This is a genomic window from Pseudonocardia sp. Ae331_Ps2, from assembly GCF_001932405.1.
In the GTDB taxonomy this organism is placed as follows: domain Bacteria; phylum Actinomycetota; class Actinomycetes; order Mycobacteriales; family Pseudonocardiaceae; genus Pseudonocardia.
In genome coordinates this window covers 1-2,079 of record NZ_MCIM01000021.1, presented here as the reverse complement: position 1 = coordinate 2,079, position 2,079 = coordinate 1, and the positions used below count along the sequence as shown (strand labels likewise).

General features: G+C 70.1%; 4 protein-coding genes. 2 read left to right on the top strand and 2 right to left on the bottom strand.

The window, feature by feature from the left end:
* Positions 1-500, top strand: a 500-nt coding sequence (locus tag Ae331Ps2_RS30140; protein WP_075329934.1) for a hypothetical protein, incomplete at its 5' end; no start/stop codon positions are given.
* 12 nt (positions 501-512) lie between these two features.
* On the opposite strand, the gene Ae331Ps2_RS30135 is transcribed toward Ae331Ps2_RS30140, so the two are convergent.
* Positions 513-1,049, bottom strand: a complete 537-nt coding sequence (locus Ae331Ps2_RS30135; RefSeq protein WP_083696454.1) for a nuclear transport factor 2 family protein — start codon at positions 1,047-1,049, stop codon at positions 513-515.
* 124 nt (positions 1,050-1,173) lie between these two features.
* Positions 1,174-1,791: a hypothetical protein gene (locus Ae331Ps2_RS30130; RefSeq protein WP_075313414.1), complete on the bottom strand. Its 618-nt coding sequence runs from the start codon at positions 1,789-1,791 to the stop codon at positions 1,174-1,176.
* A gap of 17 nt (positions 1,792-1,808) precedes the next feature.
* Here Ae331Ps2_RS30130 and Ae331Ps2_RS32905 point away from each other — a divergent pair.
* On the top strand, positions 1,809-2,079 hold a 271-nt coding region (locus Ae331Ps2_RS32905; protein WP_217695677.1), incomplete at its 3' end, for a hypothetical protein.

The following is a 2,079-nucleotide window of genomic DNA, read 5'->3' as shown; positions in this document are numbered from 1 at the left end:
TCATGGTGCCCATGTCATCGACGTCGATCGGGTCGCCGCGGCGGGCTCGTGAGGTGCTGGTCATCACCCGCCAGGATTTCGACCTGCCCGGCAAGGACCTTTCCCGGGCAGCGGCGGTGCTCACCGATCACTTCACCGGGCTGCTACGCCGCGGTGTTCTGTCCCGCGCGGTCGCCGAGGTGATCCTCAACCCATCCCGCTGGAGCCACAACCGTCATGTCCTCACCGTGCAGGTCGACGTCGCTGCACGCGACAACGTCGCCGGGCTCGCGACCGCGCTCAACACCCTCCGCGACGGATTCCGGTTGCTCCCGATCGCGCTGCCCGACCAGTTCACCACCACCGAGATCGAGCGCCTCACCAGCATGGTCATCGGCGGCGACGACCTCCAGTTCGCCACCCACGACGACCGCCACCCCAGCCCCATCAGCGGCGCCCGCCGAGCGCGCCGGTTCCCCACTACCGGAGCGGCCACGCCGCGCTCACCTCGCCCGAGGTGAGCGGGAACGCCTTTACGGATGTCCTGGGGCCTGCGAGGGAGTGGTTCCGGGGACCATCGGGTTACCGTTCGCGGTATCACCGGGGATGGCCTGGATGACATCCCAATGCTCGAGGATCTTCCCGCCCTCGACACGGAAGAAATCCGCGATCGCAGACCGTTTCCCGTCCTTCTCCGTCGACTCCGCGTGGACCACGACGATGTCACCCTCAGCCACGACACGCCCGATCCGGAACGTCACCCCGCTGTCTTTGACATAGGGGCCCATCGTGTCCACGAACGCCGCCCGGCCGTTCGGGACCTGCGGGTTGTGCTGGATGTAGTTCTCCGCGACATAGGTCTGCGACGCCCCCGCGACATCACGGTGAACGAACGCCTGGGTGTAGAAATCGGTGACCAACTTCGCCTTGTCCACCGGAACCGGAGTCGTCGTCGGCACCGCAGCCGGCGCCGGGGCCGGTGGCGCCGCCGGATGCGGATGCCCACCACCGCCGTCGCCGCACCCGGCCAGCAACACCACCGCCGACACCGCGGACACCGCGAGCGCCACCGACCGCCCCGACCGTGGCCTGACCTGCCCCGTCATCGTTGCGTTACTCACCCGGACTGCTTACCGCATCCCACATCGAGCCGGGTGTCAGCCGAGGCCCGCTGACCCGACCTGAGGAACACCTTCACCCACCCGAGGAGGCCCCCGCCCCTGCCCGAGGAACAGTCGCCGCCTGCGCGGTGCCGGCGGCGCGGCGGTGTTCGAGGTCGGCGGCGCGGGCGCGGTCAAACCACGGCCGCCACTCGGAGTCCTCCAACCGCCGGCCCGGGTCCCCGCCGGCGGCGCGGTGCTCGGGACGGTCACAGAACCCGCCTTGCGCCGCCTCGGGCGCGGCGAACGCGGCGTAAGCGTGCGGCACCCACCGGGTATGCCACTCCGCAGCCTGGAAACCTGAGCCGTGCGGGCTGTAGGCCTGCCGGTAGGCGGCGTGCAGCCACGACAACGTCTCACGGCCCCAAGAGTGCGCTGGCCAGCACGGCGGGATCTGCCGCACCGACGGTTCCAGGGTCGGTGTCAGGACCTGCCCCACCCATGTTCCGAGTTCGTCCCACGCCGCTGCTGCGTCCGCGGCGTCGAGCTGTGGCCAAGCCACCGGCCGTAGCCCGTCCGCAGTGCCCGGCCCGCTCTCACCGTCGTCAGCGCTGATGACAACGGTTTCGAGGTGGCTGATCCGGGCATCCAACGCCGTGACCAGCGCGGTGAGCTGTTCCAGCGCCGCCACCAACGACGGATGGGCGGTCATCAGCTGTATCCCAGACCGTGGCTGCGGCGCTGCTCGACATGCTGGTCGAGGCGCGGCACATCGTGCTGGTCAAGGTGATGACGCCGGGACGCTTCCTCAGCGCGGGCACGTTCCCGCGACCCGACCGACTCCACCTTCAGCCCAGCACCGGCCGCAGCGCTACTACCAGCCCGAAAACGGTCGGTACGGAGACGGTCGGTGCCGGTCCGCATCGCGAACTCCCGCCGCGGCCGGGGCCGGTCCTCGACCGGCACCACCATCGACGTGCTCCGGGTACGGCCACGCCGA